At 72.7% G+C, this 26,903-nt stretch carries 25 protein-coding genes and 1 pseudogene; 11 read left to right on the top strand and 15 right to left on the bottom strand.

All coding sequences use genetic code 11. From position 1 onward, the window contains the following. The first annotated feature begins 4 nt into the window (after positions 1-4). Positions 5-1,819, top strand: coding sequence for a complex I subunit 5 family protein (locus HYQ63_RS07500; RefSeq protein WP_179933128.1), 1,815 nt, complete (start codon positions 5-7; stop codon positions 1,817-1,819). Positions 1,820-1,889: 70 nt separating this feature from the next. Here the strand turns inward: HYQ63_RS07500 and HYQ63_RS07505 are convergent, their stop codons facing one another. The 5 genes from HYQ63_RS07505 to HYQ63_RS07525 form a co-directional block, all read right to left on the bottom strand. Further along, positions 1,890-2,081 (bottom strand): Rho termination factor N-terminal domain-containing protein, encoded by a 192-nt coding sequence (locus HYQ63_RS07505; protein WP_179933129.1) that lies wholly within the window; start codon positions 2,079-2,081, stop codon positions 1,890-1,892. 86 nt (positions 2,082-2,167) lie between these two features. Further along, complete coding sequence (locus HYQ63_RS07510; protein WP_257232577.1) at positions 2,168-2,902, bottom strand: polyprenol monophosphomannose synthase; 735 nt, start codon at positions 2,900-2,902, stop codon at positions 2,168-2,170. A gap of 167 nt (positions 2,903-3,069) precedes the next feature. Further along, positions 3,070-4,803 (bottom strand): apolipoprotein N-acyltransferase, encoded by a 1,734-nt coding sequence (gene lnt / locus HYQ63_RS07515; RefSeq protein WP_179933131.1) that lies wholly within the window; start codon positions 4,801-4,803, stop codon positions 3,070-3,072. A 617-nt stretch (positions 4,804-5,420) separates the two neighbouring features. Then, on the bottom strand, positions 5,421-7,064 hold the full coding sequence (locus tag HYQ63_RS07520; RefSeq protein WP_179933132.1) for an amidohydrolase: 1,644 nt from the start codon (positions 7,062-7,064) through the stop codon (positions 5,421-5,423). A gap of 82 nt (positions 7,065-7,146) precedes the next feature. Further along, a complete protein-coding gene (locus tag HYQ63_RS07525; protein ID WP_009713557.1) occupies positions 7,147-7,587 on the bottom strand; it encodes an Lrp/AsnC family transcriptional regulator in 441 nt (146 codons plus the stop codon). A gap of 158 nt (positions 7,588-7,745) precedes the next feature. On the opposite strand from HYQ63_RS07525, the gene HYQ63_RS07530 reads away from it, so the two are divergent. Then, positions 7,746-8,177, top strand: coding sequence for a hypothetical protein (locus HYQ63_RS07530; protein ID WP_179933133.1), 432 nt, complete (start codon positions 7,746-7,748; stop codon positions 8,175-8,177). 98 nt (positions 8,178-8,275) lie between these two features. Here HYQ63_RS07530 and HYQ63_RS07535 read toward each other — a convergent pair whose 3' ends face one another. Then, on the bottom strand, positions 8,276-9,448 hold the full coding sequence (locus HYQ63_RS07535; RefSeq protein WP_179933134.1) for an acyl-CoA dehydrogenase family protein: 1,173 nt from the start codon (positions 9,446-9,448) through the stop codon (positions 8,276-8,278). A gap of 348 nt (positions 9,449-9,796) precedes the next feature. Here HYQ63_RS07535 and HYQ63_RS07540 point away from each other — a divergent pair. From HYQ63_RS07540 to HYQ63_RS07560, 5 genes and pseudogenes are all read left to right on the top strand, one after another. Then, positions 9,797-11,102, top strand: a pseudogene (locus HYQ63_RS07540) (glycoside hydrolase family 18 protein). A gap of 271 nt (positions 11,103-11,373) precedes the next feature. Beyond that, positions 11,374-11,529, top strand: a complete 156-nt coding sequence (locus HYQ63_RS07545; protein ID WP_179933135.1) for a hypothetical protein — start codon at positions 11,374-11,376, stop codon at positions 11,527-11,529. A gap of 43 nt (positions 11,530-11,572) precedes the next feature. Further along, positions 11,573-12,910 carry a GAF domain-containing protein gene (locus HYQ63_RS07550; RefSeq protein WP_257231700.1) on the top strand — a complete coding sequence of 446 codons (1,338 nt, stop codon included), beginning with the start codon at positions 11,573-11,575 and terminating at the stop codon, positions 12,908-12,910. 67 nt (positions 12,911-12,977) lie between these two features. Further along, the gene (gene adh / locus HYQ63_RS07555; RefSeq protein ID WP_179933136.1) at positions 12,978-14,501 is read left to right on the top strand and encodes an aldehyde dehydrogenase; all 1,524 of its coding nucleotides are present in this window, start codon (positions 12,978-12,980) and stop codon (positions 14,499-14,501) included. 31 nt (positions 14,502-14,532) lie between these two features. Beyond that, positions 14,533-14,910 carry a DUF779 domain-containing protein gene (locus HYQ63_RS07560; RefSeq protein WP_179933137.1) on the top strand — a complete coding sequence of 126 codons (378 nt, stop codon included), beginning with the start codon at positions 14,533-14,535 and terminating at the stop codon, positions 14,908-14,910. Positions 14,911-14,978: 68 nt separating this feature from the next. On the opposite strand, the gene HYQ63_RS07565 is transcribed toward HYQ63_RS07560, so the two are convergent. From HYQ63_RS07565 to HYQ63_RS07575, 3 genes are all read right to left on the bottom strand, one after another. Further along, the gene (locus tag HYQ63_RS07565; RefSeq protein WP_257231702.1) at positions 14,979-17,159 is read right to left on the bottom strand and encodes a bifunctional diguanylate cyclase/phosphodiesterase; all 2,181 of its coding nucleotides are present in this window, start codon (positions 17,157-17,159) and stop codon (positions 14,979-14,981) included. 366 nt (positions 17,160-17,525) lie between these two features. Continuing rightward, a complete protein-coding gene (locus HYQ63_RS07570; protein WP_306664813.1) occupies positions 17,526-18,155 on the bottom strand; it encodes an Hsp20/alpha crystallin family protein in 630 nt (209 codons plus the stop codon). A 79-nt stretch (positions 18,156-18,234) separates the two neighbouring features. Beyond that, entirely contained in the window at positions 18,235-18,498 is a 264-nt protein-coding gene (locus HYQ63_RS07575) for a UBP-type zinc finger domain-containing protein (protein ID WP_179933139.1), read from the bottom strand. A gap of 266 nt (positions 18,499-18,764) precedes the next feature. Between HYQ63_RS07575 and HYQ63_RS07580 the strand changes: the two genes are divergently transcribed. Both HYQ63_RS07580 and HYQ63_RS07585 read left to right on the top strand, forming a co-directional pair. Further along, positions 18,765-20,495: a CdaR family transcriptional regulator gene (locus tag HYQ63_RS07580; RefSeq protein WP_179933140.1), complete on the top strand. Its 1,731-nt coding sequence runs from the start codon at positions 18,765-18,767 to the stop codon at positions 20,493-20,495. Between the two features lie 42 nt (positions 20,496-20,537). Beyond that, on the top strand, positions 20,538-21,176 hold the full coding sequence (locus tag HYQ63_RS07585; RefSeq protein ID WP_179933141.1) for an endonuclease: 639 nt from the start codon (positions 20,538-20,540) through the stop codon (positions 21,174-21,176). Between the two features lie 22 nt (positions 21,177-21,198). On the opposite strand, the gene HYQ63_RS07590 is transcribed toward HYQ63_RS07585, so the two are convergent. Beyond that, positions 21,199-21,981, bottom strand: coding sequence for an SDR family NAD(P)-dependent oxidoreductase (locus HYQ63_RS07590; protein ID WP_179933142.1), 783 nt, complete (start codon positions 21,979-21,981; stop codon positions 21,199-21,201). Continuing rightward, positions 21,978-23,126 (bottom strand): mandelate racemase/muconate lactonizing enzyme family protein, encoded by a 1,149-nt coding sequence (locus HYQ63_RS07595; RefSeq protein WP_179933143.1) that lies wholly within the window; start codon positions 23,124-23,126, stop codon positions 21,978-21,980. Before HYQ63_RS07595 ends, HYQ63_RS07590 begins: the two co-directional genes overlap by 4 nt. Positions 23,127-23,279: 153 nt before the next feature. On the opposite strand from HYQ63_RS07595, the gene HYQ63_RS07600 reads away from it, so the two are divergent. After that, entirely contained in the window at positions 23,280-23,933 is a 654-nt protein-coding gene (locus tag HYQ63_RS07600) for a GntR family transcriptional regulator (RefSeq protein ID WP_218929551.1), read from the top strand. Here HYQ63_RS07600 and HYQ63_RS44420 read toward each other — a convergent pair. The 4 genes from HYQ63_RS44420 to HYQ63_RS07615 form a co-directional block, all read right to left on the bottom strand. Then, positions 23,891-24,226, bottom strand: coding sequence for a hypothetical protein (locus HYQ63_RS44420; protein ID WP_257231704.1), 336 nt, complete (start codon positions 24,224-24,226; stop codon positions 23,891-23,893). The genes HYQ63_RS07600 and HYQ63_RS44420 overlap by 43 nt on opposite strands. Next, on the bottom strand, positions 24,180-24,476 hold the full coding sequence (locus HYQ63_RS44425) for a hypothetical protein (RefSeq protein ID WP_257231706.1): 297 nt from the start codon (positions 24,474-24,476) through the stop codon (positions 24,180-24,182). Before HYQ63_RS44425 ends, HYQ63_RS44420 begins: the two co-directional genes overlap by 47 nt. Before the next feature lie 75 nt (positions 24,477-24,551). Then, positions 24,552-25,271, bottom strand: a complete 720-nt coding sequence (locus tag HYQ63_RS07610; RefSeq protein ID WP_179933145.1) for a cation transporter — start codon at positions 25,269-25,271, stop codon at positions 24,552-24,554. Between the two features lies 1 nt (position 25,272). Next, positions 25,273-25,608 (bottom strand): helix-turn-helix transcriptional regulator, encoded by a 336-nt coding sequence (locus tag HYQ63_RS07615; protein ID WP_179933146.1) that lies wholly within the window; start codon positions 25,606-25,608, stop codon positions 25,273-25,275. A gap of 198 nt (positions 25,609-25,806) precedes the next feature. Between HYQ63_RS07615 and HYQ63_RS07620 the strand changes: the two genes are divergently transcribed. Next, complete coding sequence (locus HYQ63_RS07620; protein ID WP_179933147.1) at positions 25,807-26,901, top strand: hypothetical protein; 1,095 nt, start codon at positions 25,807-25,809, stop codon at positions 26,899-26,901. Positions 26,902-26,903 lie beyond the last annotated feature (2 nt).

Genomic DNA, 26,903 nt, shown 5'->3' on the forward strand with positions numbered 1-26,903 from the left:
CCGGATGGACGCCGCGCGGCTGCTGCCGCTGGTGGTGGCCGTACCGCTGTTCGGCGCGGCGGTGCTGGTGGCCGCCGGGCGGCGGCTGCCCCGGCTCGCCTCCGACGTCCTGGGCTGCGCCTTCGCCGCCGCCACCGCCGCGACGACGCTGATCCTGGCGGGGCACTCCACGGGCCGTCCCGTGGAATGGGTGGGCGGCTGGCGCCCGGTGCGGGGCGAGGGCGTGGGCATCGTGCTGGTGGGCGATCCGCTGGGCACCGGGCTCGCGGCGCTGGTCTCGCTGCTGGTGGTGGCCGTCCTGGTCTACTCCTGGCGCTACTTCGAGGAGCCGCCGCGCGGCCACACCGGCTCCTTCCCGGCGCTGATCCTGCTCTTCCAGGCGGGCATGTGCGGCTTCGCGCTGACCGGGGACCTGTTCAACGCGTTCGTCTTCTTCGAGCTGATGGGCGTCGTCGCGTACGCCCTGACCGGCTTCCGGGTGGAGGAGCCGAAGCCGCTCCAGGGGGCGCTGGCCTTCGGCGTGGTGAACTCCCTCGGCGCCTACTGCATGCTGCTGGGCATCACGCTGCTGTACGCGCGCACCGGGGAGCTGGGCTTCGCCCAGCTCGGGCGGGCGCTGGACGCGCGCCCTCCGGACGCCCTCGTCCTCGCCGCGTTCGTCCTGGTGACGACGGGCCTGCTGGTGAAGGCGGCCGCGGTGCCCTTCCACTTCTGGCTGCCCGACGCGCACGCGGTCGCCCCCACGCCGGTGTGCATGCTGCTGTCGGGCGTCATGGTGGAGCTGGGGGTGTACGGGGTCGGCCGGGTCTACGGGACGGTCTTCGCGGGCCCGGGCGGCATCGCGCACCCCGCCTTCACCCACGCGCTGCTGGCCCTCGGCGTGCTCACGGCCGTCCTGGGCGCGCTCATGTGCTGGCAGCAGCGCCATCTCAAGCGGCTGCTGGCGTTCTCCACGGTGGCCCACACCGGGCTGTTCCTGATCGGTCTGGCCGTGCTCTCCCCCGACGCCGTCTCCGGGACGGCGCTGTACGTCGCCGGTCACGCGGGCGTGAAGGCGGCGCTGTTCGCGTGCGCGGGCATCCTGCTCGACCGGTACGCCTCCGTGGACGAGCACGAGCTGTACGGGAAGGCCCGGGAACTCCGCCTGGTGGGGGTCCTGTTCGCGGTCGCCGGCCTGGCGCTGTGCGGGCTGCCGCCGTTCGGCCCGGGGCTCGGCAAGGCGGTCGCGGAGGAGGCCGCCGGGCATGCGGCGGGCTGGCTGCCCGCGCTGTACGTCGTGGTGTCGGCGGTGACCGGCGGCGCGGTGCTGCGGGTGGGCCTGCGGGTCTTCGCCGGGGCGGGCCGACCGCCGCGCAACGGGCGGAGCGCGGGCCCGGAGACCACCGGCGAGGAGGAGCCGGAGACCGGCGGCCGCCTCGGGCGCATCCCGGTGCCGATGCTGGCCGTACCGGCGGTGCTGCTGGCCGGGGCGCTGGCGGTCGGGCTGACCCCGTCGCTGGCGTCGGCCGCCGGCCGGGCCGGGGCGCTGTTCGCCGACGGCTCCGGCTACCGGCACGCGGTACTCGGCGGACGTGCGGCGTCCGCCCCGGCGTTCGTTCCGCCGCACTGGTCGGCGGCCGGGCTCCTGCTCGGGCTGCTCTCCACTGCCCTCGCCATCGCCCTGGCCGCACTCGCGGTGCGGCGGCCCGCCCGCACCGGGGCGGCCGCGCTGCTCGCGCCCGTACGGCGGCTCCAGTCCGGGCACGTCGGCGACTACGTCGCCTGGATGGTCGCCGGGACGGCACTGCTGACCGCGCTGACCGTCCCGGGGATCCGCTAGCGGATCGTTTCGGCGTCTGGGTGTCCGGGCGTCCGGCACCTGGGCCTTGGGGCGCCCGGCTGTCCCGGTGTCAGCGGTTACGGCGCAGAGCGGAGATCAGCTGACTCTTCGACATCTGCGACCTGCCCTCGATCCCGGCCTTCTGGGCCTCGCGGTACAGGTCCTCCTTGGTACGCGCCTCCATGCCGCCGGACTTCGCACCCTTGGGGGCCATCGTCCTGCGCTGTGTGCGCTTGCTGCTCTTCATGGTCGTCTTGGGCATGTTCCGCCTCCTTCCGCCTTCAGTGTCCGGCAGATGACGGAACGCCGCCCGTGGGACTACTCCGAGCGCGCACGACCCCCGGCGGGCTACGGCTCCTTGCGGCCCAGCAGCTTGTTCACGCGCGAGCCCACGCCCCAGGACATGACGCGCCAGGCCGCCTCGGTGACGATGTCCCGGCTCATCTTGCTCTCCCCGCGCTCGCGCTCGATGAACGTGACGGGGACCTCGATGACGTGGAAGCCCGCCTTGACGGCGCGCCAGGCCAGGTCGATCTGGAAGCAGTAGCCCTGGGAGGCGACGGCCTCCATGCCGAGCCCCTCCAGGGTCTCCTTGCGGAAGGCCCGGTAACCCGCCGTCATGTCGCGGATCGGCACGTCCAGCATGAGCCGGGAGTACGTGCTGCCGCCCCGGGAGATGAACTCGCGGGACTTGGGCCAGTTGACGATCCGTCCGCCGGGCACCCAGCGCGAGCCGATCACCAGGTCGGCGCCCTTGAGCGCGGTGAGCAGCCGGGGCAGCTCCTCGGGCTGGTGCGAGCCGTCCGCGTCCATCTCCACCAGGACGCCGTAGCCGTGCTCGATGCCCCAGCGGAAGCCCGCCAGATAGGCGGCGCCCAGGCCCTCCTTGCCCTTGCGGTGCAGGACCTTGACGTGGTCGTCGTCGGCCGCCAGCTCGTCGGCGACCTTGCCGGTGCCGTCCGGGCTGTTGTCGTCGGCGACGAGGATGTGGGCGTCCGGTACGGTCTCCCGGACCCGGGCGACGATCGGCGCGATGTTCTCCGCCTCGTTGTAGGTCGGAATGATCACCAGAACGGTGCCCAGCGGACCGTACTTCCGCCGTCCGCCGTCGTCCTGGCCGGTGCGGCGCGGCTCCGGACCCCCGTCTGCGGTGCCCGGCCTGTCGGCCTCGGTGCCCGGCCCCTCGGCCCCGGTGCGCGGCTGGTCGGCCTCGGTGGTCGGCTCCTCGGCCTCGCGTGCGTCGCTCACGGCTACTGCCCCTTCTTGTCCGTACGTCCCCGACGGCCAATCATGATCGCGGCCGCGCAGGACAGAACGCCCACCATAGCGAGCACCCACTCCGGGGTCGCACCGACGCGGTCGGCGAGGGTCGTGCCGTCACGCAGCGGGATGCGCGCGGTGAGCACATCTTGCGTGAATTCTTTCGTCCGCTGCTCGATCGTGCCATCCGGCGCGACGACCGCGCTGATCCCGCTGGTGGCTGCGCTGATCACCGGACGGCCGTGCTCGACGGCCCGCAGCCGGTACATGGCCAGCTGCTGCTCGGGCTGGCCGGTGCGGCCGTAGGTGGCGTTGTTGGTCTGGACGACGAGCGCGCGGGCGCCCGCGTTGACCGTGTCGCGGACGATCTCGTCGTACGCGACCTCGAAGCAGATCACGTCACCCAGCCGGGCCGGGCCGACCTTCATCAGCCCGGTGTGGTCGCCGGGGTAGAAGTCGCGGGGGACGCGCTGGAGCCGGGTGATGATCTTGCTCAGTTCCTTGCGGAACGGCACGTACTCGCCGAAGGGCACCGGGTGCTGCTTGGTGTACGAGGCGCCGGGGCCGTCCTTGGGGTCCCAGACGATGCCCTGGTTGAACACGTACCCCTCCTTGGAGGGGTGGTCGACCAGGGCGCCGACCAGCACGGGCACGCCGATCGCCCTCACGGCCTCGTCGATCCGGGCGTAGGCCTCCCGGTACTGGAAGGGGTCCAGGTCGGAGGAGTTCTCCGGCCATATGACGAGGTCGGGCTTCTTGATCCGGCCGGCCTTGACGTCCTTGGCCAGGTCGAGCGTGGCGTCCACGTGGTTGTTGAGGATCTTCATGGGGCGGCCCAGGAAGTCCATGCCCGCCTGCTGCACGTTGCCCTGGACGACGGCCACGTCCACGCTGTCGTCCGCGCGCGTCGGGATCGGCACCGCGTATCCGGCCGCGGTCACCGCGGCCGCGACGACGACCGCACCGGCGGCGGGCAGCGCGCCCCGCACCGAGAGCCGCCCGTCCGCCCGCAGCCGCCACAGGGCGAACGCGGCGGAGGCCAGCAGTCCGCCGGTCAGCGCGACGGCGAAGGTGACCAGCGGAGCGCCGCCGACCGCGGCGAGCGGGGTGAACGGCGACCCGGTGTTGGCGAAGGCCAGCCGACCCCAGGGGAAGCCGCCGAACGGCACCCGGTCCCGGGCCCACTCCTCCGCCACCCACAGACAGGCCGTCCACAGCGGCCACAGGGACGGCACCGGCAGCCGGGAGACCAGCGCGAACCCGGCACCCATCAGCACCAGGAAGAGCGACTCGATGACGGACAGGCCGATCACCGCGTCCCAGCCCACCACGTGGAGCCACTTCAGCAGCAGCACGAAGAACGGCAGCCCGAACGCGAACCCCGTCCAGGCGCCCTGGCGAGCGGTGCGGCCGTACGTGAGCAGGCTCAGGGCGGCCACGGCCAGCAGCGACAGCGGCCAGGCCCCGAACGGCGGGAAGGCGAACCCGAGCGCGAGCCCGGCGACGGCCGCGAGCGCGCTGCGCCCCGCCTCACGGCGGGCGAGCCCGCCCAGGCGGCGCCACCGGCCGGGGCGGTCCCCGCCGGGGGGCGTGGACGCCTCCGCCGCGGCGTCGCCCTGGTCGCCCGTACGGGGCGCGTCCGCGGGCGTCCGCGGCCCGTCCGGTCGTTCTTCGGCCGGGCCGGACGAGGCGGCTTCGGCGGTGGTGTCGGAACCCGAGGGCACGATGCGGCCTTCCTGCCAATCAAGCTGTGGTGAGGTTGACCGTATAACGCGGGCGCGCGGCTGTGTCCCCGAGGTGTGGAACGCAGGGAATGAAGACCGGGGTTCCCTGTTCTGACCTGTGCAGACCCATGCGGGCCTGTTCGGAGCGGGTCTGGTTTGGCGGGGTTTCGGCGGAGTTTCGGCGGATGCCGCCCCCTCGCGGGGGGCGGTCCGCCGTGTGCGTGCGGATGGGGGCCCGACGCCCTTCGGGCCGGCCTGGGACCCGCTGGCTGCGGGTCGACCGAGAGCCGTTGTCTACTGAGCGTCCGGGCCCCTCCCGGGTCGCACCTGCCGACCCGGCGACCCTTCCTCGCCCCCGTGCGCTGGACCTGGCTCCCAGTGGTGACGGCCTGGGCGGCGCGTCTCCCTCTGGCCCAGCGGCGTTCGACGACTGCGTGAAGATTCCCCGGTCGGGTGTCCAGTGGTGGACGGGGCCGAACCTACCGGCCACCGACCGGACCCTGTCAACAGTCGCATGACCTGCGCCGTTTCCTCAAATGACCAGGTCAGTACGGACAATGTTCAGCCGCCGCGACAGGCCGGTGGGACATCGTTCGGCGGTACGCGAACGCGTCGCGTCACTCGTCCGGACGGCTGTGCACGGTGCGTCCGGCCACCACCGTGCGCACGCACACGGGCAGTTGGCCGCCGGGAGTGAGGTCGGGCAGCCCGGGCGTGCCGGAGCGCGGATCGGTCGACCAGCCCGCCACCCGCGTGTCGGGGACCTGGACGACGAGTTCGCCGGTCCGCCACACCGCGTAGTCGGCGGGCGCGCCGGGCACGAGGACGCCCGCGTCGTCCCGTCCGATGGCCCGCCAGCCGCCGCGGGTGTGGGCGGTGAAGGCGGCGCGGGCGGAGACGCGGTGCTCGGGGGTGCGGTGGAAGGCGGCGGCGCGCACGGTGCCCCACGGGTCCAGCGGGGTGACGGGGCTGTCGGAGCCGAGCGCCAGGGGCACCCCGGCCCGCAGCAGCGCCGCGTACGGGTTGAGGGTGCGGGCCCGCTCGGGACCGAGCCGCTGGGCGTACATGCCCTCCTCGCCGCCCCAGGCGGCGTCGAAGGCGGGCTGGACGGAGGCGGTGAGGCCGAGGTCGGCGAAGGCGGCGATGGTCTCGGGGGTGAGCATCTCGGCGTGCTCGACGCGGTGCCGGGCGGCGCGGATCCGGGCGAGGCCGACCTTGTCGGCGGCGGCCCGTACGCCCTCGACGACGGCGGAGACGGCGGCGTCGCCGATGGCGTGGAACCCGGCCTGGACGCCGCCCTCGGTGCAGACGGCGACATGGGCGGCGACGGCGGCCGCGTCCAGGTAGGCGGTGCCGCTGTGCGGGGCGTCGGCGTACGGCGCGTGGAGGCAGGCGGTGTGGGAGCCCAGGGAGCCGTCCACGAAGAGGTCCCCGGCGGCCCCGGCGGCGCCCAGCGCCCGCACCTTCTCCAGGTCGGCGGCGCTCGTCACGGCCTCGGCCCAGTAGCCGTGGACCCGGGGGCCGGGCCCCTCGGCGGCGAGCCGCAGCAGCCCGGTGAGGTCATCCTCGCCGGAGATGCCGGGGCCCGCGCATTCGTGGACCGAGCCGATGCCCATCGAGGCGGCGTGGGCGAGGGCGGCGCGCTGGGCGTCCTCGCGCTGCCGCGCCGTCACGCTCGCGTACGCGGCGGCGCGTACGGCGTGGTGGGCGTCGGCGGTGAGCGGCGCGTCGGGGTGGTAACCGGTGCGTCCGGTGATGTCCGGGACGCGGTCGAGCAGCGCGGTGGTGACCACCGCGGAGTGCACATCGGCCCGGCTGAGGTAGAGGGGCCGGCCGCCGGTGGCCTCGTCCAGTTCGGCGCGGGAGGGCGGGCGGCCCCCGGGCCAGCCGCTGGCGTCCCAGCCATGGCCGAGAAGCGTCTGGTCGGCGGGGTGGGCGGCGGCGTACGCACGCACCCGCTCCAGGGCTTCGGCGAGGGTGGGGACGCCCGTCAGATCGAGGCCGGTGAGGGCGAGTCCGGTGGCGGTGGTGTGCACGTGCGCATCGGTGAACGCGGGGGTCACCAGCGCCCCGTCCAGCCGCACCACCTCGTCCACGCCGTCGGCGAAGCCGTCCGCGGCGCCCTCGGAGCCGACCCAGGCGATGGTGTCGCCCTCGATGACCATCGCGGTCGCGAACGGGTCGGCGGGGCTGTGCACCTCGCCCCCGCGCAGCAGGACGGTACGGCCTTCGTCGGCCTGGACGGGGGTCGGGTCGTTCACGGCGGGCTGCCTCGCGGGGTCGGTTTTCGGACGTTTCCGGGCACGGGGGATCACACGTCCGGCCGGGCCCGTACGGGGTCGGTCAGACGCGCGGCGGGCGCGCCTCGTACGGAGTGGACAGGACGACGGTGGTGCGGGTGGAGACCCCGGCCAGCGAGCGGATCCGGCTGAGCAGGTGCTCCAGCTCCAGCGGCGTGGCGACCCGCACCTTGAGGATGTAGTTCTCGTCGCCCGCGACGCTGTGGCACGCCTCGATCTCCGGCACCTCGGCGAGCCGGTCGGAGATGTCGTCCGGCGCGCTGGGGTCGAAGGGTTTCACCGAGATGAAGGCGGTCAGGGGCAGCCCCACGGCCTCCGGGTCCACGACGGCCGCGTAACCGCGGATGACACCCCGCTGTTCGAGGCGGCGGACCCGCTGATGCACGGCCGATGTGGACAGGCCGGTGGCCTTGCCCAGGTCCGTGTAGCTCATCCGCCCGTCCTTGACGAGCAGCTCCACGATTTGTCTGTCCAACTCCTCCACAGCCGATCACCTTATGTGGTCGGAGGCGTCCGGGCCCAGCGGGCGCACCCGCTTACCCGGTGCGGCGCGACGCATCTGCACGGGGCATGTGACGAACACCACATCTCCTCATGGGTGTCCTATGAGATGCGGCGATTACCTATGCGGCGGCAAGGGAAATGCTTGCTGTGGTCGAGGCCGACGCGCCTGGCCAGCCCACCCGAGGGGGAAATCTCATGCAGCATGTTGAGCGCCTCGACGAAGGCGACGTCGAATCCTACGAGACCTACGAGATGTTCCGGGTCATCTGCCCGGACTGCGCGCAGCCCATCGCCCTGCTCGCGGACGAGGACGTTCTCCCGGAGCACGCGCTGTGCCCGTCTCCGTGGAACCCGTTCGGGCTGACGGTGTGCGCCGGTACCGGGCGCGGGGTGGCGGACGCCGCCGCCGCGGACGCCTCGCTCGACGCACTCGAGCAGGACGCGGCGCTGCTGCTGACGCTTCCGGAGGGCCTGGACTGGCGGAAGCAGCCCTTCTCGCACATCGGCGGCCCGGGCTCGCGCCCGATCAGGACGCCGATGACGCTGCGCCACGCCGCGTCCCGCTCGTAACACCGTCAAGCCGCGCAGGACACGCGAACACGGCGGGGGCCCGGCACTGCCGCGCCCCCTGACCGCTCCGTCACGGCAATCCGTGCGGCGAACGCCGCCTACCGGCTTTCCGGACCCGCGACGCTGCGCGCGATGACCACGCGCTGGATCTGGTTGGTGCCCTCCACGATCTGGAGGACCTTGGCCTCGCGCATATAGCGCTCGACCGGGAAGTCCGCCGTGTAGCCGTAGCCGCCGAACAGCTGGACCGCGTCGGTGGTGACGCGCATCGCGGTGTCGGTGCAGAACAGCTTGGCCATGGCCGCCTGCTTGGAGAACGGCCGCCCCGCGTCCCGCAGCCGGGCGGCGGCCAGGTAGAGGGCGCGCCCGGCCTCGATCTGGGTGGCCATGTCGGCCAGCATGAACCTCAGCCCCTGGAAGTCGGCTATCGGACGGCCGAACTGCTGCCGCTGCGCGGTGTACGCCAGCGCCTCGTCCAGGGCCGCCTGCGCGAGGCCGATCGCGCAGGCCGCGATGCCCAGGCGGCCCGCGTCGAGGGCGGACAGGGCGATGGCGAAGCCCTGGCCCTCCTCGCCGATCCGGCGGGTGTCGGGGACCCGGACCCGGTCGAGGTGGATCTGCGCGGTGGGCGAGCCGTTCATGCCCATCTTGCGCTCGGGGGCGGCGGCGGAGAGCCCGGGGGCGTCACCGGGCACCAGGAACGCGCTGATGCCACGGGTGCGCTCGGGGCCGGTGCGGGCGAGGACGGTGTAGAAGTCGGCGATGCCGCCGTGGGTGATCCACGCCTTGCCGCCCTCCAGCGTCCAGGTGTCGCCCTCCCGGGTGGCCCGGGTGGTGAGGGCGGCGGCGTCGGACCCGGAGGAGGGCTCGGAGAGGCAGTACGCCCCGAGCAGCCCGCCGCCCAGCATCGCCGGAAGGTGCTCGGCCAGCTGCTCCTTGCTGCCGTATCCGGCGAGGCCGTGGCAGGACAGGGTGTGGACGCTGACGCCGAGGCCGACGGTGAGGCGGGCCGCGGCCAGCTCCTCCAGGACCTGGAGGTAGACCTCGTACGGCTGGTCGCCGCCGCCGAACTCCTCGGGGTACACCAGCCCCAGCAGCCCCGATTCGGACAGCAGGGTGAACAGTTCGCGGGGGAAGCGCCCGGCGGCCTCCTCCTCGGCGGCGCGGGGACGGATCTCCCGCTCGGTCAGCTCGCGGACGAGCGAGATCAGGTCGCGGGCTTCCTCAGTGGGCAGTTCGCGTTCCACCGGCTGCGGGCCGTGGTCGGTCATGGCGGCGCTCTCCTCTCCCTGTAGGGCGCGGCGGCGGCGTACGCGCCCGGTGGGGCGGCGCCGCCCGTGTCCTGCCGTCGAGCCGGCCCTCCCGCCGGGTCGCGAACGGGTGATGACCTGCACCGTGGCGGTTGGAGTATGCCCGATCCAGGGGCCCGCGTCACCGGTGTATCGATCTTCAACAAAGTTCGTCCGTCCGGGTGTTGCCCGGACCCGGATTGGCCCAGACCATTGACCCCACTGGTCTAGTCCTTCTACCGTTCTCCCACCCTGCCCTGCGCGTGCATGTCAATATCGGGTCAGGTCGTCGGGCACTTCACCTCCCCTCACCCCCACCGAGGAGAATCCATGCTCAGACCACGCGGACTACGGGCCGCACTCGCGGCCCTGTCGACGGCGGTGCTGACCGCCACCCTGCTCGCGGGCGCGGCGACGGCCAGCCCCGGCGCCGCCCCGGCGGCGGAGTCCCCCACCAGCGCCAAGGCTCCGCAGGCGGCCGGCAACAAGGTGGTCGGCTACTTCACCGAATGGGGCATCTACCAGCGGAATTACCACGTCAAGAACGTGGAGACCTCCGGGTCCGCCGCCAAGCTCACCCACATCAACTACGCCTTCGGCAACGTCACCGGCGGCAAATGCGCGATCGGTGACGCCTACGCGGACTACGACAAGGCGTACGACGCGGCGAGCAGCGTCGACGGCAAGGCCGACACCTGGGACGCGGGCGCCCTGCGCGGCAACTTCAACCAGCTGCGCAAGCTCAAGAAGCTGCACCCGAACCTCAAGGTCCTGTGGTCCTTCGGCGGCTGGACCTGGTCGAACGGGTTCGGCGAGGCGGCCAAGAACCCCGCGGCGTTCGCCCAGTCCTGCTACAACCTGGTCGAGGACCCGCGCTGGGCTGACGTCTTCGACGGCATCGACATCGACTGGGAGTACCCCAACGCCTGCGGCAACACCTGCGACACCAGCGGCCGGGCCGCGTTCAAGAACGTGATGGCCGCGATGCGCGCCAAGTTCGGCCAGAACAACCTGGTCACCGCCGCGATCACGGCCGACGCCTCGTCCGGCGGCAAGATCGACGCTGCCGACTACGCGGGCGCCGCGCAATACGTGGACTGGTACAACCCCATGACGTACGACTTCTTCGGCGCCTGGGCGGCCCAGGGCCCGACCGCCCCGCACTCGCCGCTGACCTCCTACGGCGGCCTGCCCCAGCAGGGCTTCTACACCGACGCCGCGATCCAGAAGCTCAGGGGGCTCGGCGTCCCGGCCTCGAAGCTGCTGCTCGGCGTCGGCTTCTACGGACGCGGCTGGAGCGGCGTCAGCCAGGCCGCCCCCGGCGGCACCGCGACCGGCGCCGCGCCGGGGACGTACGAGGCGGGCATCGAGGACTACAAGGTGCTCAAGCGCGCGCGCGGGGACGTACGAGGCGGGCATCGAGGACTACAAGGTGCTCAAGAGCAAGTGCCCGGCCACCGGCACGGTCGCCGGAACGGCGTACGCGCACTGCGGCAACCAGTGGTGGAGCTACGACACCCCCGCCACCATCGCCGGGAAGATGACCTACAAGCAGCAGCAGGGCCTCGGCGGCACCTTCTTCTGGGAGCTGAGCGGCGACACCACCAACGGAGAGCTGATCAAGGCCATCAACTGAGACCGTCAACTAAACGTAAGTGATCGGCCGAAGGAGCCGGGAGCCAGGTGCTCCCGGCTCCTTCGTACCCGCCAGTAGCCCAGCGCGCAAGCGCCTCGCGCACATGCCGCACGCATGCGCCGAAAACCCGCGCTCCGATGAACCGATCCGGCACCGGAGCCGTATCGCAACGCGGCTTGTTCTGACTATTGCGGGGCATCCGCCTCACAAGGAAATCTGAGCGCTGGGGTGGCCCTGACCGGCCCGTTGCGCATGAACCAAAGGATCGATCATGAGTTCCGAGCAGTGCCCGAGCTGTGGCGGCCAACTCGCCGTCAACCAGGACGGGTGGAAGATCTGCCACTCCTGCGGCTACGCCTCACCGCCCGGCTTCGCACCCGCCCCCGCGCCCGGCGGCTGCGCCGTCCCCGCCGCCCCTCCCACCTGACCCTCCGACCCATCCGACCCCCCGTACCGTTGAGCGAGGCCCCGTGGTCAATCCCTGGCTGGCGATGGCGTCCGGCACCGATCCGGCGGAGCGCACCCGTGCGGTGCGCCGCGCCCACGAGGCGTTCCTGACGGAGGGGGCCGTGGGCCCGGCCGTCCGCCCGGTGGTGGCGGACTCCTGGCGGCGTTCCGTCGACGCCCGGGTGGCGCAGGAGTGCGTGGCACCGATCGATCTGGCGGACGACGCGCTGGAGGCGTACCGGGCGGACCATCCGCTGGCCGGGGTGATGCCGCTCTTCCGCGAACTGCTGGGAAGCATCGCGCACGACGGCGCCCATCTCCTCGCGGTCTGCGACGACCTCGGCCGCATGCTGTGGGTGGAGGGGCACACGGGGATGCGCCACCGGGCCGAGCGGATGAACTTCGTGGCCGGGGCGCGCTGGGACGAGCGCCACGCCGGGACCAACGCCCCCGGCACCGCGCTCACGGTCGACCACGCGGTGCAGATTTTCGCCACGGAGCACTTCAACCGCAGCGTGCAGCCGTGGACCTGCGCCGCGGCCCCCATCCACGACCCGCACTCCGGGCGGCTGCTGGGCGCGGTGGACCTCACCGGCGGCGACCATCTGGCCGCCCCGCACAGCCTCGCCCTGGTCCAGGCGACCGCCCGCGCCGCCGAGGCGCAGCTGGCCGCCCTGGCGCCCCCGGCGCGCGGGCCGCGCGTCGCGCTGACGGCGCTGGGCCGCGACGAGGCGCTGCTGGTCACCGAGGAGCGGCGGCTGCGGCTCGGGCGGCGGCACAGCGAGATCATGGTGCTGCTCGCGGGCCATCCGGAGGGCCTCAGCGGCGACAGGCTGGCGCTGGAGCTGTACGGGCCGCGGGCCGACCACCGGTCGCCGGTGACGCTGCGCGCCGAGATGTCCCGGCTGCGCCGGCTGGTGGGCCCGCTGCTGGGCTCGCGCCCGTACCGGCTGTGCACGCCGGTGCGGACCGATGTGAGCGTGGCGGCCGAGGAGGTGGCGGCCGGTGAGGTGGCCGCGGCCCTGCGGGCGTATCCGGGGCCGCTGCTGCCGATGTCGGAGGCGCCCGGGGTGTGCCGGATGCGGCGGACGCTGGAGGACGGGCTGCGGCGGGCCGTGCTGTCCCGCGGTGACCTGGAGCTGCTGCGGCGCTGGGCGCAGACGCCATGGGGCGAGGACGACCTGGAGGTGGCGGAGGCACTGCTGGCCGCGTATCCGCCGCACTCCCCCGGCCGGGCGGCCCCGGCGGCGCGGGTGCGGCGGCTGCGCGAGGTGTACGGACTGGCGGACGCCGCCCGGGAGGACGGCCTGCGGGAGGACGCCCACGGGGACGCAACGTTGCTGCAACGTTGCCACGTCTAGCCTCCCCTCATCTCCGCCCGTCCCGTGGCGGGCGGAGCCCGCAGGCACGACAGGGAGGGCCGCCCCCATGACGCGTTACGCAAACCCCGGCTCCGAGGGATCGGTTGTCAGCTACCAGCCGCGCTACGACCACTGGATCGGCGGGGAGTACGTACCGCCCGCCAAGGGCCGCTACTTCGAGAACCCGACCCCGGTCAACGGGCAGCCGTTCACCGAGATCGCCCGGGGCACCGCCGCGGACGTCGAACGCGCCCTGGACGCCGCGCACGCGGCCGCGCCCGCCTGGGGCCGTACGGCGCCCGCCGAGCGCGCCGCGGTGCTGCTGAGGATCGCGGACCGCATGGAGCAGCACCTCGAAGAGCTGGCGGTCGCGGAGAGCTGGGAGAACGGCAAGCCGGTACGGGAGACCCTGGCCGCCGACATCCCGCTGGCCATCGACCACTTCCGCTACTTCGCGGGGGCGATGCGCGCCCAGGAGGGCAGCCTCTCCGAGATCGACGACGACACGGTCGCCTACCACTTCCACGAGCCGCTGGGCGTGGTCGCCCAGATCATCCCGTGGAACTTCCCGATCCTGATGGCCGCCTGGAAGCTCGCCCCGGCACTCGCCGCGGGCAACGCGGTGATCCTCAAGCCCGCCGAGCAGACGCCCGCCTCGATCCACGTCTGGATGAACCGGGTGGCCGACCTGCTGCCGCCCGGCGTCGTCAACATCGTCAACGGCTTCGGGGTGGAGGCCGGAAAGCCGCTGGCCTCCAGCCCGCGGGTGGCCAAGGTCGCCTTCACCGGCGAGACCACGACCGGCCGGCTGATCATGCAGTACGCGAGCGAGAACCTGATCCCGGTCACGCTGGAACTCGGCGGCAAGAGCCCGAACATCTTCTTCGACGACGTCTCGGCCGCCGACGACGACTTCCTCGACAAGGCCCTGGAGGGCTTCACCATGTTCGCCCTCAACCAGGGCGAGGTGTGCACGTGTCCGTCGCGCGCGCTGATCCAGGACGGCCACTACCAGGACTTCATGGACGCGGCCGTGGCGCGTACGGAGAAGATCGTCCAGGGTCATCCGCTGGACACCGACACCATGATGGGCGCGCAGGCGTCCAACGACCAGCTGGAGAAGATCCTCTCCTACCTCGACATCGGCAAGCAGGAGGGCGCCCGCGTCCTCACCGGCGGCACCCGCGCCGAGCTGGGCGGCGAGCTGGAGGGCGGCTACTACGTGCGGCCCACCATCTTCGAGGGCGGCAACCACATGCGCGTCTTCCAGGAGGAGATCTTCGGGCCGGTGGTGGCGGTGGCCCGGTTCGCGGAGTTCTCGGACGCGATCGAGATCGCCAACGACACGCTGTACGGGCTGGGCGCGGGCGTCTGGACCCGGAACGGCACCGCCGCGTACCGGGCCGGACGGGCGATCCAGGCGGGCCGGGTGTGGACGAACTGCTACCACGCCTACCCGGCGCACGCCGCCTTCGGCGGCTACAAGCAGTCGGGGATCGGGCGCGAGACCCACAAGATGATGCTGGACCACTACCAGCAGACGAAGAACCTGCTGGTGAGCTACTCGCCGAAGAAGCTGGGCTTCTTCTAGACCGGCGAGTGCCTCTCATGACGGAGATGGGATGACGGAGATCTCACGCATCGCCCTGACCGACTCCGCGGCCGACCTGATCCGCCAGTTGAGCGCGGAGCACGGGCCGCTGATGTTCCATCAGTCCGGCGGCTGCTGCGACGGCAGCGCGCCCATGTGCTACCCGCTGGGCGAGTTCCGTACGGGCGCGTCCGACGTGCTGCTCGGCGAGCTGGAGGTGGACGGGGTCGAGAAGCCGGTGGGCTTCTGGATGTCCGCGTCGCAGTTCGAGCGGTGGCGGCACACGCATCTGACGGTGGACGTGGTGCCGGGGCGCGGCAGCGGCTTCTCGCTGGAGGCGCCGGAGGGCGTCCGTTTCCTGATCCGCTCCCGGCTGCTGGACGCGCCGGAGCGGGACGCGCCGGAGTAGCGCGCGGCGAGGAGGGCGCGCGGGCGGGCCGGGCGACCGGCCCGCCCGTACAGGGACGCGTACGGCGCTCAGCTGGCGTCGGCCAGCGCCAGGGTGTGCAGCCGCTCCGGGGGGCCGGGGCGGGCGTAGTACCAGCCCTGGGCGGTGTCGCAGCCCAGCATCCGCAGATGTTCGGCCTGCACCGCCGTCTCGACGCCCTCCACCGTGACCGCCAGGTCGAGCGTGTGGGCCAGCGAGACGATGCCCTCCACGATCTTGACGTCGACGGGGTCGGCCGGGGCGCGCTGCATGCCGCGGGTGAAGGAGCGGTCCAGCTTGAGGGTGCTGACCGGGAGGCGGCGCAGATACGAGAGGTTGGAGTAGCCGGTGCCGAAGTCGTCCAGGGCGATGTCCACGCCCAGGTCGGCGAGTTGCCGCAGCGGCCGCAGGGCGTCCTCGTCGGCGCCGATGAGGTCGTTCTCGGTGACCTCCAGGCACAGGGCGCTCGGGCACAGTCCGGCGTTCTCCAGGACCGCCACGGTGTCGGACACCAGCGTGGGGTGGCTCAGCTGGCAGGGCGACAGGTTGACGTTGACCCGCAGCCGCTCGGCTTCGCCCTCGTCGGCGTCCTGCCAGGCGCGGGCCTGCCGGGCGGCCTGCTCCAGCACCCAGCGGCCGAGCGGCACGATCAGGCCGGTGTCCTCGGCGAGCGGGATGAACTGGTCCGGGCCGAGCACCCCGTGCACCGGGTGCAGCCAGCGCACCAGCGCCTCGGCGCCGCGTACGGTGCCGTCGGCGAGCCGTACCAGCGGCTGGTACTCGATGAAGAACTCGCCGTTCTCCAGGGCCGACGGCAGCCCGTTGCTGAGGCTGTGACGGGCGATCACCCGGGCGTTGGAGTCGTCGTCGGCGAGTTCGTAGCGGTTGCCGCCCGCGGCCTTGGCCCGGTACATGGTGATGTCGGCGCTGCGCAGCACCTCGGCCCGGCCGATCTCCCCGGCCCGCCCGTCGACGACGCCGATGCTGGCCCGTACCCGCAGCTCGCGGCCCTCGACCTGGACGGGGTCGGCGAGCGCGGCGAGCATCCGGCGGGCCATCGCGGTGCCGTCCGCCTGCGCGGCGGGCCCGGTGACCAGCGCCAGGAACTCGTCACCGCCGACCCGGGCGACCAGCTCGTGCGGGGACGTCACGCATCCCTGGAGCCGCTCCGCGACGGCCCGCAGCATCCGGTCCCCCGCCACGTGCCCGAGGCTGTCGTTGACGGCCTTGAAGCCGTCGAGGTCCAGGTAGCACACGCCGAAGCGCTGGGCGTCGGCCGCGGCGGCGAGCACCTGGTCGAGGCGTTCCAGGAACAGGGCGCGGTTGGGCAGCCCGGTCAGCTCGTCATGGGTGGCCTCGTAGCGCAGCCGCTCACGCAGCAGCCGGTGCTCGGTGATGTCCTCGGCGAGCGCGAGCTGATACTGGGGCGCGCCGTTGGAATCGCGGAGCAGGGTGACGGTGAGATTGGTCCACAGCACGCTGCCGTCGTCGCGGTAGTGCGGCTTCTCGATGCGGAAGTGGTCGCGCTCGCCCGTCACCAGCTCGCGGTACAGCTCGTGGACGCCCGGGGCGTCGTCGGGGTGGACGAACTCGGTGACGTTGCGGCCGGGGCGGAAGAAGGAGGCCCCGCCGAACATCCTGGCCATCGCGTCGTTGACGACGAGGACTTCGCCGTCGAGTCCGGCGATCCCCACGCCGATCACCGCGCCCTCGAACACGGCCTGGAACTTGGCCTCGCTCGCGTGCAGCGCCTTCTCGGCCTCGACGCGCGCGGTCAGGGCGGCGCGGGAGATGGCGTTCCGCTCGTCGCGCTCACGCTCGCGCAGCGCCCGGACGAAACCGGCGGCGAGCGCGTGCTGGAGCCGGGCGCAGCGGGCCCGTACGTCCTCGTCGCTCATCGGCAGGTCCGGCGGGGAGTAGAGCACCAGATACGCGTCGATGATGCCCAGGATCGCGGGCAGCGCCTCGGGCTCGGCGCACTGGGCGTCCACCAGCGCGGCGCCCACCTCGTAGGCGTCGGCGGTGTCGAAGGGGACGGTGCGCAGGGCCTCGCTCAGCCGGTGGGCCAGCGGCAGCAGATAGCCCTCGAACTCGTCGAGGGTCATGGTGGTGGCCGCCATCGGGTGGACGGCCCGGCTCCAGATCGCCGCGAACCGCCGCAGCCCCTCGTGGTCCGCCTCGGCGTCCCCGGCGCCGTCCCGACGTCTCGGCCCGCCCGGCGTCGAGGTCATATCGCACGCCTCGCCGGGGGGACGCCACCCGGGGCTGGTTCGTCCTCGCCTGTGGCGTCGATGTCCGCGCCTGTGGCGTAGATGCCCGCCGGCCGCCAGGTGGCTTTCAAGTCCCGCACTTCCTTCGCCCTCTTCCGGCTTCCGGGGCCGCCCTCGGGGTCGTCCGCGTCCTCGGGGCAGTGGAGCACGACGAAGAGCGGCAGGGCAACCCGCTGCTGAGGCGAGATTACTGATCAACCGTTGGCTGAGGAAAGGAAAAATGGACATTGGCCATCCGGATGTACCCGCGGGGAGGGGAGAAGCCGGGAGAAGCCGGGCATCGGTCGGCGGCGCCCGGGTGGGGCGCCGCCGTGGGGAGGGTGGGTTTCAGCGGTTGCGGCCGCGGAACCCCCAGCCGGATGTGCGGGTCTCCTCGGCCTCTTGGGCACCTTGAGTCCCTTGAGCACCTTGAGTCTCTTGGGCTTCGGCGCCCCCTTCGGTCACTCGCGTCCTTCCGGCTTCGGCCTGTTGCCCGCTGCCGATCTCCCCGCTCTCGGTGATCTCGACATGACGGGGTTTCACGGCCTCCGCCTTCGGGACGGTGATGGTGAGCACACCGTCGGCCATCCCGGCCTTGACGGCCTCGGTGTTGACCTCGGCGGGCAGCAGCATCCGGTACTCGAAGCGCCCGGTGCGACGGGTGCTCCGGCGCAGCACGCCCTCGCGTTCGCGTTCCCCGATCTCGCCGGAGACGGTCAGCTCCTGGCCGCTCACCTCCACGTCCACGTCGGCGCGCCGGACGCCGGGGAGGTCCACTTCGACCCGGTAGGCGTCGTCGGCCTCGGTGACGTCGGCGGCGGGCGCCCACGCGGTGAGGGCGGGCGGGGCGGCGCCGACGGTGGATTCGAGGAGTCCGCCCATCTGGCTGAGCAGTTCGTCGAATTCCGCCAGGGGGTTGCGGCTCCAGCCCGAGGGGCGTTCGAGGGGGCCTGCGCCCCGGTGTCGTCGGACGGGCATGCTCATCGTCCTTCACCTCCGTATCCGTGGTTCTGTGGTTCCGTGGCTTCGTGGTTCCGTGGTGATGGGTGTCGGCAGGTCAGACCAGGGCCTCGTGGACGTAGCACCACCGCCATTCCTCGCCCTGCTCCAAGGGCTCGACGATGGGATGGCTCGCCGCCGCGGCATGGGCGCGGGCGTGCTTGAGCGGGGAGGAGTCGCAGCAGCCGACGTGTCCGCAGGTCAGGCAGAGCCGCAGATGCACCCAGGGCGACCCGAGGCGCAGGCACTCCTCACACCCCTGCGGGGTGTGCGGGGTGACCGGGCGCACCATGGACAGATGGGGGTCGGGCTCGATGGCCATGGCGTTCACCCTCCTTGCCGTAGCGGGCGACCGGTTGTGCGCGTCGCCGCCGGTGGCCCGGCCCCTCGGGTCATTGGCCGGACCATTGGCGGGGCGGAGGCCCACGCCGTCAGGGTGACAAGGGCGGACGGCGGTGTGCCTGCGTCCCCGAGGTCGAAATTACGACCCTGAATTCGCCCTCTTGCGGTGATTCGCCGGGATGGGGGTACTCCGGCACGGGTGAGGTGCCGAGGAGGCAGAGCGCCGAGGACGCCCGGAGTGACCGCATGGCCCCAACAGGTGTCGCCGATGAGCTGATGCTGCGCTGTCTGACCATGTTCGACAGCCGGGACGAGACGGAGATACTGCGCCGGGCGATGGCCCAGGTCAGTACCGTCGGCCCGGGCCGCGCCGAGGCGGGCTATCTGCTGCTCGGCGACGGCCTGGTGCGCTGCCCGGACGACGGCTTCCGGGCGACCGCGGCCCTGGACGCGCAGGTCAGGGAGCTGGCGGGCCGGGACGGTCCGGTGCGCTTCCCCCGGCGGGCCTGGGGGTGGGCGTTCGCCCTGCGCGAGCCGGACGGGCTGGGGGCGCCGGATGAGGCGCGCGTCTCCGATGGGCCGGGGGCACCCGATCGGCCGGGGGCGCCGGGCGGGCTGCGGGGCGCGCTGGTGGTCAGTTCCCGGGACCGGCCGGGCGAGGACGAGCGGTTCCTGCTCTCCCTCCTGGTCCACCAGACCTCCGCGGCGCTGTCCATCGCCGCCGCCCACCGCCGCGAGCGCGCCCAGGCCGCCGAGCTGCGCCGCGCCCGCGGCGAGCGGGAGGCGATCCGGCGGCGGCTGGACCACTCCCTCTCCGACCTGGGCCATCTGTACGAAGTCCACGACGCCCTCGCCCGGGCCGCCGCCCGCGGCGACCGCGAGGCGGGGATCGCCCGGGCGCTGCACCGCGTCACCGGGCTGCCCGCCGCGGTCGAGGACCGGTTCGGCAATCTGCGGGCCTGGGCGGGACCCGGGCGCCCCGATCCGTACCCCAAGCCCGATCCGGCGCAGCGCGAGGAGCTGCTGCGGGACGCCGCCAGCCGGGCCCGCCCGGCCCGGGTGCGGGACCGGCTGGTCGCGGTCGCCGCGCCGCGGGGCGAGCTGCTGGGCGCGCTGTGCCTGGTGGACCCCGAGGGCCGGGCCGACGAGCGGGCCGTACGCGCCCTGGACCACGCCGTGTCCGCGCTCGCCCTGGAGCTGGCGCATCTGCGGGAGCTGGCCGAGCTGGAGCTGCGGCTGCGGCGCGAGCTGGTGGACGATCTGCTCACGGGCGCGGACGACACCAGCGCCTACGCCCGCGCCGAGGCCGTCGGCCACGATCTGCACGGTCCGCACCATGTGGTCGCCGTGCGCTGGGCGGACGGACCGGCGGACGACGGGTTCCTGCGGGCCGTCGGCCGGGCGGCCGCGGGGCTGGGGCTGCGGGTGCTGCCGACCCGCCGCTCCGGTACGGCGGTGCTGGTGGCGCGGGGCCGTCCGGCCGAGCGCGCGCTGCACACGGCGCTCAGCCGGGAACTGGGCTCACCGGCCGGGGCGGTCGGCGTCGGCGGCCGCTGCGACACCCCGCACGAGGTGCCCCGTTCGTATCAGGAGGCGCTGCGCGCGCTGGAGGTCCGGCAGGGCTCGCACAGCGCGTACGGCATCACCTTCTTCGACGATCTGGGCCTGTACCGCATCCTGCGTACCGGAGAGGATCAGCGGGAGGTCGAGCAGTTCGTACGGGAGTGGCTGGGCCCGCTGCTGGACTACGACGCGCTGCACCGGACGTCCCTGGTGGAGACCCTGACCGCGTACTTCGACCGCGGCGGCAACTACAGCGCGACGGCCGCCGCCCTGGTCATCCACCGCTCCACGCTGCGCTACCGGCTCCAGCGCATCCGCGAGATCAGCGGCAGCGATCTCACGGACGTGGACAGCAGGCTCAACCTCCAGGTTGCCACCCGCATCTGGAAGATCATGCGGAGCGGGCCGGAGTGAGAAGACCCCGGCAAGCTCCCCAACAAGGAGGTGGATTCCGAGATGAGCGAGAAGAACAAGAACGCAAGCGTGGTACGCAGCCTGCTGGACCGGCAGGGCACGACGTACGCGGCCGAGGCCGGAATCACCCTGCGGAACACCCCCGGCCCCCTCTACCAGCTGCTGGTGCTGGCCCATCTGCTGTCCGCCCGGATCAAGGCGGACATCGCGGTGGCCTCCGCGCGCGCCCTCTTCGACGCCGGGATGCGCGATCCGCGGAGGATGGCCGACGCCACCTGGCAGCAGCGGGTCGACGCGCTGGGCGAGGGCGGCTACCGCCGTTACGACGAGCGGACCGCGACCCAGCTCGGCGAGGCGGCCGAGCTGGTGCAGCGCGAGTACCAGGGCGACCTGCGGCGGATGCGCGAGGCCGGGGACCCGCGGAAGCTGCTGCGGGAGATCACCGGCATCGGACCGTCCGGGGTCGACATCTTCCTGCGGGAGGCGCAGGGCGTCTGGCCGGAGTTCGCCCCGTACTTCGACCGCAAGGCCCTGGAAGGCGCCGAGCGCGTCGGCCTGCCGAAGAACGCCGCGTCCCTGGAGAAGCTGGTGTCCGGCAAGGACCTCCCCCGGCTCGCCGCGGCCCTGGTCCGGGTGGCCCTCCACGCCGACGCCGCCCAGGAGGTGCGCGCCGCGGCGTAACGCCTCAGCCGGCGGGGCGGGATCAGAAGTCGTTCGCGCCGCGGGCCGTCAGGCCGCCGTCCACGTAGAGGTGGCTTCCCGTCACATAACTGGCCTGGGGTCCGAGCAGCCAGTCGACCGCTTCGGCGATCTCTTCCGGGCGTGCGAGCCGGCCGAGCGGGATCTGCTGTTTCGCGCGAGCGGCGACGCCGTCGATGCCGTCGGTGTTCGTTGCCACAACGTCGAGAAGCGGGGTCGCGGTGGCGCCCGGGATGACGCCGTTGACGCGGATGCCCGCGGGCGCGCAGTCGATGGCGAGGGCCCTGACGAGTGCGGAGATGCCGCCTTTGGAGCTTCCGTAGGCGCTGTTCGCCCCTCCCGCGAACCCGATGACGGCGGAGGGGGACGAGATGCAGACGAGGGAGCCGGTCAGTTCGTGCTCCAACAGCAGCCTGACGGCCTCGCGGCAGGTGAGGAACGTGCCGGTGAGATTGGTGCCGATCACCCGCTGCCAGTCCGCGATGTCGGTCTCATGGACCTTCACGGATATTTCGATGCCCGCGCCCGCGACCACGCGCGTGGGGACGCCCAGCGCCTCACGGCAGTGCCGGAAGCCTTCGATCACGGCGGATTCGGACGCGATGTCGGCCGGGATGGCCACCACCTCCGGGGAGCCGAGCGCCCGCGCCTCGTCGGCCGCCTTCCGCAGGCTGGTCTCGTCCCTGTCGACCAGGGCGACGGCGCGGCCCGCCGACGCCTGCATGAGCGCGATGGCCCGCCCGATTCCCGATCCCGCACCGGTGATCAGTGCGATGTCGTGCGTCACGTCGGCCTTCCGGTGTGCAGGAGGGTGTCGACGTCGGTGTAGCGGGCCAGGGCTTCGGGGTCGAGACTCACACCCAGTCCGGGGCCGTCGGGGATGGGGAGCATCCCGTCGGCGTCCAACTCCCAGGGCCGGGAGGTGATGTGGTCGACGTACGGGGAACCGGTCACGTACTCGACGAGGTCGGTGTCCGGCAGGGCGGACGCCAGGTGGAGGTCGGCGGCGAGGCCGATGGCGGTGTTCCAGCCGTGCGGGATCAGCCGTACGCCGTGGTCCTGCGCGGCCCACCCGATACGGCGCTGTTCGCTCAGGCCCCCGACCTTGGTCACATCGGGCTGGACGATGTCCCAGGCCCCCGCCTCCAGCCAGGGGTGGAAGCTCTGCCGCCGGGTGAGCACCTCCCCGCCGGAGATGGCGACCGGTGCCTCGCGGCGCAGGTGTACGAAGTCCTCCAGGGCGTCGGGGCCGAGCGGCTCCTCGAACCAGGCGACGTCATAGCGGTGGAGCATGTGCGCGGTGCGGAGCGCCCACTTGTAACCGTTGGACCAGGCGCTGTCGCTTCCGCCCGCGTCCACCATGAGCACGGCCTCGGAGCCGACGGCTTCCCGGGCGGCGGCCACGATGCGCTCGTCCAGGGCCTCGCTGACCCGGCCGAAGGGGCCCCAGCCGATCTTGAAGGCGGTCCAGCCCCGCTGCGCCAGCCCGCGCAGCCGCTCGGCCAGGACGTCGGGCCGGTCCATGAGCAGGGACGCGTACGGACGGACGCGGTCCCGGTACCGCCCGCCGAGCAGGCGCCCGACGGGCTGGCCGGTGATCTGCCCCAGCAGATCCCACAGGGCCGTGTCGATGCCGCTGATCGTGTGGGTCACCGAGCCACCGCGGCCCAGCCAGAACGTGGCCCGGTGCAGCCGCTCCGATACGCGCTCGGGCTCGGCGGCGTTCTCGCCGATCACCAGCGGCCGCAGCACCTCCAGCGCGCCGCGCACCAGGGCCTCGCTGGTGAACACGCTCCCCACGCCGACCAGTCCGTCCTCCGTGTGCACCGCGACCAGGGTGTGGACGACGTCATCGGGGACCAGCTCCTCCTGCCACCCGCCCGCAGGGGTCGCGCCCCGGAGGCCTGTGGCACGGATGTCACGGATCTTCATGGTGCGGACACTAGGTTCACGCATGGCAGATGGTCAACCATCTGCCAGATGGGGGTTTGCGTTAGGGTGTGGCGTGCCGGGTTCGCACCGGGCGGGCCCTATCGGTGGGACGGGAATCACGTGACGCAGTCGAGTCCGGGCTCAGCGCCGCCCATGTCGCGACGGGACTGGATCCTGAACTGGCTCCGGCAGGCCATCGCCACGGGCGAGCTGAAGCCCGGCGACCGCCTGGTCGAGCGGGACATCTCCGCACGTTCCGGAGTGAGCCGCGGCCCGGTCCGCGAGGCGATCATGGTCCTTGAGCAGGAGGGGCTCGTCGTCTCCCACCCCTACCGCGGGGCCTCGGTGGTCGGAGTGTCGCAGCGCGAGGTGCGCGAGGTCCTGGTGCCCATCCGCCTGACGATCGAGCGTGTCGCGTTCGCCGACGCGGCCCGCAACGGCTCGTCCGAACTGCTCGACCGCCTGGAGCGGCTGGTCGACGAGATGTCCGAGGCCGCGGCGAGCGGGTCGGGGTCCGGGGCCGCCGAACGCCTCGCCGACCTCGACCTCGCGTTCCACGAGGCCGTCATCGAAGCCACCGGACACACCCAGACCCTACAGATCTGGCGCATCATCCAGCCCCGCGTGCTGGCCTACTTCGTACGCGACGCGTCCGGGCACCCGACCCTGGACGAGATCCCCCGGCAACACCGGGCACTGCTCGACGCGTTGCGTTCCGGCACACCCGCCGATGTCGAAGTCGCCGTCACCGAGCACATCGAGACCTACCTCGGCGACGAGGTCCAGGAGGTGTCTCCGGCACCGTAGCGCCGCAGCAGCCACACCCCGAACGCGACGTAGAAGACGTACACGGTCGCCTCCCACCAGTCCGGCGCCGAACCCGGCGAGCGGATCTGGAAGAAGTCGTCCAGCCCGTGGACGAGGACCAGGGGCCAGACCGAGCCGATCGCGTGGCCGAGCGCCTGCTGCACCAGGCCCCGGCTGTGGGCCTCCTCGTTGATGCCCACCCACAGCAACGACACCAGCGAGCTGACGATCACGCTCACGCTGCCGTCAAGGCCCACGACGGCGTACGAACACGCGACGAGCAGCATGGGCACGCCCAGCCACCAGCGCCGCGCCCGGCCGGGCGTGGCGACGCCCGACGCACGCAGCCACCAGCACACACCAGACGCCCGCGAAACAGATCGCGTTGACCACGGCGGCGCCGAGGTCGGGAAACCAGGACGGAGCCAGCGGAGGCAGGATCACCTCGGCGAACAGCACCAGTACGACATGCCAGGCGAGCGTCAACTCGACGGCGCCCAGGAGCGGATGGCGCGTGACATGGCCTTTCCACCGGCTCCCCACGGCCCGAGGATAGCCGCGCTCCCCGCACGACCGCATGGCCCGTGCGGGCTGTGCGGGCTGTGCGGTGTCAATTCCTCATGTGCAGCAGGCGCCCCCGGGACGGCCGCCGCAGGCGGCGGCTCCAGCCGCCTGTGGCGGCGCAGTCGCGGCCGGTGTCGTGCAACAGCCCTTGCCCTGCCAGGCGTCGCGGCCTTCCTTGACCGCGATGGCAGCGATGACGAGGGCGGCGATGGGGTCGGCCCAGGACCAGCCGAGGGTGGCGTTGAGGACCAGGCCGACCAGGAGGACGGCCGAGAGGTAGGTGCACAGCAGCGTCTGCTTGGAGTCGGCGACGGCACTGGCCGAGCCGATCTCGCGACCGGCCTTGCGCTGGGCGGCGGAGAGGAAGGGCATCACGGCCAGGGACAGCGCGGCGATGACGATGCCGGGGGTGGAGCGTTCGGCCTCCCCGGTGCCGGTCAGCGCCCGGACCGCGTCGACGCCGACGTACGCGGCGAGGGCGAAGAAGGAGACCGCGATGAGCCGCAGCGCGGTCTTCTCCCTCGCCTCGCGCACGGCGTGCTCGCGGGCGGAGAACTGCCAGGCGACCGCGGCGGCGGAGGACACCTCGATGACGGAGTCCAGACCGAAGCCGATCAGCGCGGCGGAGGAGGCGAGCGTCCCGGCGGTGATCGCGACGATCGCCTCGATGGCGTTGTAGCTGATGGTGGCCGCGACCAGCAGCCGTATGCGCTTCGCGAGCGCGTCGCGGCGGGCCGGGGACGGACCTATGCCGATGGATGTCTCCGCGGTCATCTCAGCAGCAGCCCTTGGTCTCCGTGTCCGGGCAGGTCTTGTCCGTCTCGACGGCCACCACGGCGGTGCGCAGGTCGTCCAGCGCGTGCCCGAGGCGTGCGTCGGCGAGTTCGTAGCGGATACGCCGACCGACCGGCACCGCGACGACCAGGCCGCAGTCGCGCAGGCACGTCAGGTGGTTCGACAACCGGGTCCTGGAGATCTCCAGGGCGTCGGCAAGGTCGGCGGGATGAGCCGGAGCCTCGCGCAGGGCGAGCAGGATCCGGCAGCGGATCGGGTCGGCGAGGGCGCGGCCGAACCGCGCCAGCACCTCGATGTCAGTGGCGAGAGCGGGCATGCCGATGAGAGTACACGGAATCCTGAATTCATGAATCCATGACGGATCGCTGTGACTGAGCGCTTCCGTTGGCCAGTTGAGAAAGGGTGGCGCGCCCACACCGTCCGCCCAGCGGGCCTCGCTGTCAGCGCTCTGTGTCATTATGCGGACGCGTCCCAGGGGAGTGGGCGCGGTCTACTGACTGCCAGGGGGTTGGAGATGGGCGCGGGTACGGAGCCGGACGGCTCGTTCAGATCCGACGAGGAGTGGGAGCGGTTCCTGCGCGAGTCGGTGGCGGGTGCCGCCGACGCGCCCAAGGAGCCGTCGGCGCGGGCCCGCGAGGTGGCGAAGCGGCTGCGCGCGGAGCCCGACCGCGACCCGGAGGGCTGGCGCACCTACACGCCCGCGCGGCCCAAGCGGCGCACGGGCTGGTACGTGGTCGGACTGCTGGCCTCGCTGGTGCTGCTCGTGGTGGCGCTCGCGCCGGGGCGGATAGTGGACCTGTTCGCCGGCGACGACCCTGACTCCCCGCCGCTGGCGGCCGAGACCCCGACCCAGGTACCCCCGGCGGAGGCGGCCCAACGCCCCACCACGGACAAGCCGTTCCGCGGTTCGCCTGCGGCGAGCTGGGCGAGCGGAGCGGCGGGGATCACCGTGCCGAAGGCCGGGGCGGTCGGCTGGATGAGCGCGGCCGAGGTCGAGCGGGCCCTCGCCCGCAGCCGGGACTTCCTCGTCGCGTCCGGCCTGGACCGCGGGGTGCTGCGGGGCGAGCGCCCCGAGAAGGCGATTGCACTGATCAACCCGCACCAGAAGGACGTCCAAGACCTTCTGAAAACCGCTTTCCAGGCCCCGAGCGAGAAGAACGACCCCCTCCTCCTCTTCAGCCGCTTCCAGCCCTCCCGCACCCACCTGGTCGGCGACGTCGTGAAGACCCGGGGCCTGCTCACCTACCGGGAGGGCGAGCGCGGCGCGCTCCAGGTGACCGCCGACGTCACCTTCGTCTACCCGGTCACCCGCGCGGACGGGGGCGGCGACGACGAGATCGTGCGCACGATCGTCCGGCGCGAGCTGGTCCTGAGCTGGGACGACCCTGACAAGGTGATCACCGAGCCAGGCACGTTCTCGATCGTTTCGTACAAATACCACATGACCAACGGCGGCTGCGGCGCCCCCACGGGCTACTTCACCCCGCCCTTCGGCACCGACCGCCGGGCGGACGAGGCCGGCACGGAGATCGACCCGTACGACCGCAGCGCGCCGGTCGGGCGGGGCGAGTCCTCCGGGGACGAGTGCGGGCGGGCAACGCGGTCCTAACG

Origin of the sequence: Streptomyces sp. Rer75 (assembly GCF_013414305.1) — a bacterium.
GTDB lineage: Bacteria > Actinomycetota > Actinomycetes > Streptomycetales > Streptomycetaceae > Streptomyces > Streptomyces himastatinicus.

Bases quoted from the DNA above. Each gene is read 5' to 3' on its own strand.
- HYQ63_RS07500 (WP_179933128.1), top strand. From the start codon at position 5: ATGGACGCCGCGCGGCTGCTGCCGCTGGTGGTGGCCGTACCGCTGTTC.
- HYQ63_RS07505 (WP_179933129.1), bottom strand. From the start codon at position 2,081: ATGCCCAAGACGACCATGAAGAGCAGCAAGCGCACACAGCGCAGGACG.
- HYQ63_RS07530 (WP_179933133.1), top strand. From the start codon at position 7,746: ATGCTTGCTGTGGTCGAGGCCGACGCGCCTGGCCAGCCCACCCGAGGG.
- HYQ63_RS07535 (WP_179933134.1), bottom strand. From the start codon at position 9,448: ATGACCGACCACGGCCCGCAGCCGGTGGAACGCGAACTGCCCACTGAG.
- HYQ63_RS07545 (WP_179933135.1), top strand. From the start codon at position 11,374: ATGAGTTCCGAGCAGTGCCCGAGCTGTGGCGGCCAACTCGCCGTCAAC.
- adh (WP_179933136.1), top strand. From the start codon at position 12,978: ATGACGCGTTACGCAAACCCCGGCTCCGAGGGATCGGTTGTCAGCTAC.
- HYQ63_RS07560 (WP_179933137.1), top strand. From the start codon at position 14,533: ATGACGGAGATCTCACGCATCGCCCTGACCGACTCCGCGGCCGACCTG.
- HYQ63_RS07565 (WP_257231702.1), bottom strand. From the start codon at position 17,159: ATGACCTCGACGCCGGGCGGGCCGAGACGTCGGGACGGCGCCGGGGAC.
- HYQ63_RS07570 (WP_306664813.1), bottom strand. From the start codon at position 18,155: ATGCCCGTCCGACGACACCGGGGCGCAGGCCCCCTCGAACGCCCCTCG.
- HYQ63_RS07575 (WP_179933139.1), bottom strand. From the start codon at position 18,498: ATGGCCATCGAGCCCGACCCCCATCTGTCCATGGTGCGCCCGGTCACC.
- HYQ63_RS07580 (WP_179933140.1), top strand. From the start codon at position 18,765: ATGGCCCCAACAGGTGTCGCCGATGAGCTGATGCTGCGCTGTCTGACC.
- HYQ63_RS07585 (WP_179933141.1), top strand. From the start codon at position 20,538: ATGAGCGAGAAGAACAAGAACGCAAGCGTGGTACGCAGCCTGCTGGAC.
- HYQ63_RS07595 (WP_179933143.1), bottom strand. From the start codon at position 23,126: ATGAAGATCCGTGACATCCGTGCCACAGGCCTCCGGGGCGCGACCCCT.
- HYQ63_RS07600 (WP_218929551.1), top strand. From the start codon at position 23,280: ATGTCGCGACGGGACTGGATCCTGAACTGGCTCCGGCAGGCCATCGCC.
- HYQ63_RS07610 (WP_179933145.1), bottom strand. From the start codon at position 25,271: ATGACCGCGGAGACATCCATCGGCATAGGTCCGTCCCCGGCCCGCCGC.
- HYQ63_RS07615 (WP_179933146.1), bottom strand. From the start codon at position 25,608: ATGCCCGCTCTCGCCACTGACATCGAGGTGCTGGCGCGGTTCGGCCGC.
- HYQ63_RS07620 (WP_179933147.1), top strand. From the start codon at position 25,807: ATGGGCGCGGGTACGGAGCCGGACGGCTCGTTCAGATCCGACGAGGAG.